At 47.6% G+C, this 3,231-nt stretch carries 5 protein-coding genes and 1 pseudogene; all 6 read right to left on the reverse strand.

Annotation, left to right across the window (positions count from 1 at the left end):
• Positions 1-1,388: phage tail length tape measure family protein (locus FQK12_RS27800; RefSeq protein ID WP_261393154.1), on the reverse strand; the 1,388-nt coding region annotated here is incomplete at its 3' end.
• Complete coding sequence (locus tag FQK12_RS24090) at positions 1,369-1,686, reverse strand: phage tail assembly protein T (protein WP_041165273.1); 318 nt, start codon at positions 1,684-1,686, stop codon at positions 1,369-1,371. The genes FQK12_RS27800 and FQK12_RS24090, both read right to left, overlap by 20 nt.
• A 20-nt stretch (positions 1,687-1,706) precedes the next feature.
• Positions 1,707-2,105 carry a phage minor tail protein domain-containing protein gene (locus FQK12_RS24095; protein ID WP_014228577.1) on the reverse strand — a complete coding sequence of 133 codons (399 nt, stop codon included), beginning with the start codon at positions 2,103-2,105 and terminating at the stop codon, positions 1,707-1,709.
• A gap of 53 nt (positions 2,106-2,158) precedes the next feature.
• Positions 2,159-2,629, reverse strand: a pseudogene (locus tag FQK12_RS24100) (phage tail tube protein); the annotation flags it as partial.
• Between the two features lie 7 nt (positions 2,630-2,636).
• Positions 2,637-3,035 (reverse strand): phage tail terminator protein, encoded by a 399-nt coding sequence (gene gpU / locus FQK12_RS24105; RefSeq protein ID WP_014228575.1) that lies wholly within the window; start codon positions 3,033-3,035, stop codon positions 2,637-2,639.
• Positions 3,032-3,231 (reverse strand): phage tail protein (locus FQK12_RS24110; RefSeq protein ID WP_186711215.1); only part of this gene is annotated, 200 nt, incomplete at its 5' end. The genes FQK12_RS24110 and gpU, both read right to left, overlap by 4 nt.

Raw genomic sequence — 3,231 nt, forward strand, 5'->3', positions numbered from 1 at the left:
GAAACTTTCACGCCTTTGGGTTTTGGCGTTTTTTTTACTGATGCCTCATATTCCTTTTTAGCTGCAGCCATGTTTATGGCGTAATCAGCCTGGAGAATATGTCCTTCTTTCAGTGCCTTATTTAATTCATTCTGCCGTGCGGTGTATTTTTCAAGGGCCGTCTGCGATTTAGCATAATTGGCCTGTGCCTGGGCCGCGTATTTCTGCTTATCAGATTCGGCCTCCGCTTCCCTTTCTGCTGCCGCTACACTGGCTTTGGCAATTCCTGCCTGTTGCTGCGCCATATCCAGTGCCAGACGGGCTGACTCACGATCATTCCAAAATCGAGCTCTGGCCTCATCGTTTACATAACGGTCATTTTTCCTTAGATTCCATATTTCATCAGCCCGTTTAAAAGCAGCCTCTGCCTTGCTGGCCATCTCATCTGCGGTATCAGGACGCCCCAGATCAAGTGCAGCATCCCACATGGATTTAAATGCACGTTTTAATGAGTCGGCTGAGCGCTCAATCGCCCCCATATTATCGATGAGGGTCTGGGTCTGTGTATTAAAACCCTTCGTTGCAGCGTCGTTAGCCGCCTGCAATGCTGCAGCCTCGTCCCCAGAACGTTGTAGCTGAGCAACATAAGCGATCTGCTCCGATGTCACGTTGTGGAACTGTTGTGCCATCGCAATCAGTCCAGACGTCGGATCATTAGTCAGTTTTCCGAAGGCCTCCGCAACTTTTTCAACAGGGACACCAGAAGCCGTAGAAAATTTTGCAACCGCCTGGCTTAATTCATCAAAACGGGCTCCGGCACCAACGCCCGCATTAATTAATGCCTTCAGTGAGTCACTGGTTTGATCAAAGGTAAGTCCGGCCTGCTGGCCCGATTTTGCCAGTACCAGCATTCTGTCGGTAGTCAGACCTGCAGAATTGCCAGATAACGTCAGCGTTTTATTGAAATCAGAAAGTGTCGACGATCCTTTATAATAAATGTACCCCATTCCCGCACCAGCGGCGGTCAATGCAGTGATACCAAGCGCCAGAGGGGTTACTGAGCCAAGTAAGGCACGAAAGGTAGGAACCAGCCCACCAAATGAGTCTTTTACCTGACCACCTTGCTGAAGCATGATTAGCCAAGGACTCTGACCACCAGCTAACTGAGTGGCAACATCTGTGAACTGCGCAGGCAACATACGCATCGCATTTTTATATTGCCCGATTGATATACCCGCGCGTTTAGCGGCACGCTCCTGACGTGAAAATGCCGCAGTAACCTGGGCTGAGCTGTCGTTTGCTGCCCTTCCTAACCCACTCAGTTGCTTATTAAGATGAGCAACTTCCTCATCAAACTTTGCGCTATCACCATCAATTTTAACGACCAGATCACCCACTGGCTGGGACATAGCGAACTCCTCCGGGAATGCTCTCGGCTATTGACATAAGCTGCTCGTCAGAAATGTCCTCGTTTTCTTCCCTACCTGTTGTAAGTAAACTAAAATCGAGGGCGGAAATACCGTGTTTGTCTGGATCGGTGAAAAGACTGATTGCGAGGTAGCTTAAATTAGCGAAATGGGAATCAAGAAGATCGTCGCTAAAGCAACGTTCCTGGTAATATTCAATCCATTCGAACCATTCCGAGGAAGACATTTCGGAAAGCATAGCGCGCCAGTCTGGTCGACCAAATTCTTTGGCTAAGCGCATAGCAAAGCGACGTGAGCGGGTCAGGACTTTTCCAGATCCGGTTCTTCCTCTTCTTTAATAGTTTCTTCAGTTTCATCAATAGCGGGAGGAACCATCCCCGAAAGCATCCGGACCATTATGGCTGCACTACCCAGTAATCCCGGTGGATATTTGCGCATGATTTCATGGAAAATATCTTTTCCCTCACGGTTCTCATCGTCTGCCTCGCTCAAGGATAAAGCGACAAGCATGGCCTGATCACGCATAGTCAACAAGGTGGCCAATTTAAAATTTTCTTCAGGAGTGCTTCCCTCAGGTGGTAAAGCTTTCCGTTCTTCAACCATAAATTCAATATATTGCATTCGACTGTAAGCAGATAATTCAAACAGCAAAATGTTCTCACCACTGGGATTTAATGTGTCTTTTTTAAGATAAGTCATTATATTACCCTACGCGGTGCCGGGCACCGCTGTCGAATATATTAAGGGTTAATTGAAGAGTTATCTTCAGCCAGAGAAGGTTTACCTTTATTGGTAATTTGTGCACTGCGGGTAATAACTTCGTTCCGCGCAATGGTTTTACCCAGACTATTTACCCAACCGGTAAAAAGATCAACAGCGCCATTTGGATATTTAATTTTGTAGGATTTCTCATCGCCACTCATAAACCAGTCAACAAGATCCTGCTGACCAGACTCACCCGGTTTCCATGCGAGTGTAACGCTGGTTTGCCCGGCTGATTTAACCCCCTGAGCAGTGGAATCCCATTCAGGTGCCTCATCATCAATATAAGAATCATCGTATGATTCAGCAGTCAGCTCCCCAGGCGTAATCTCCTTAATTTGTGCTGTACGGGTCCAGCCGACATCGCTTAGGGGATCATCGAATGGGTCACCTGTTCCAGTGTAAATCCAGAAGGTTGTTCCGGCACCTTTGGTCGGTGTGGTAGGTGTTGGGATTGGCATAAGCTCCTCACATAATATAAGTTATGGAATATTGGAGATCGGCGGAGCCCCATGTTGTGGCTTCATCGTCTCGTTGATAGTCGTACCCGACAACGCTGATAGTTTCTACAAGACTGGTTAGTTCAGGAACATCTACCATCGCCGGATATATGCGGTTTTCCATCCATTTATCCAGCTCGCTGTCGGTGGCAGTGGCTTTAAGAAATACCTCAATGTGAAGGACAGCCTCCCACTCCTCCTCGTCAATAATGCCCCTCGTAGCCTTCGCATCGGTAAGATATACTGCGACCGCTGGCAACTCCTCTGGAGCCAGGAAAGCTGGCCGACCGTCATACCAGAATATTTTTCCGGAGTTAATTGACTTCAGTTTGTCCAGAACAGCTTTTCGTATTTGCGGGTGGATCATTTTGTCACCAGCCTTATCTGATTTTTAAGGGCCGCCATAATCTCTTTTGGCATATCAGATGCCATCAGTTTGGGAAGTTCTTCTTTGAATGCAGCAGTCAGGGGGGTGGCCAGAGGTACTTTCACCACTTCTACCGGGTAACGAGATTTACTGGTTCGTCGAAGAACATGCCAGCGACCATTATTAAGCTGTTGCA

It is taken from the genome of Klebsiella sp. ME-303, assembly GCF_007910085.1.
In the GTDB taxonomy this organism is placed as follows: domain Bacteria; phylum Pseudomonadota; class Gammaproteobacteria; order Enterobacterales; family Enterobacteriaceae; genus Klebsiella; species Klebsiella michiganensis.

Excerpts from the sequence above, each read along its gene's own strand:
- FQK12_RS24095 (WP_014228577.1), bottom strand. The coding sequence starts at position 2,105 with ATGACTTATCTTAAAAAAGACACATTAAATCCCAGTGGTGAGAACATT.
- gpU (WP_014228575.1), bottom strand. The coding sequence starts at position 3,035 with ATGATCCACCCGCAAATACGAAAAGCTGTTCTGGACAAACTGAAGTCA.
- FQK12_RS24090 (WP_041165273.1), bottom strand. The coding sequence starts at position 1,686 with ATGCGCTTAGCCAAAGAATTTGGTCGACCAGACTGGCGCGCTATGCTT.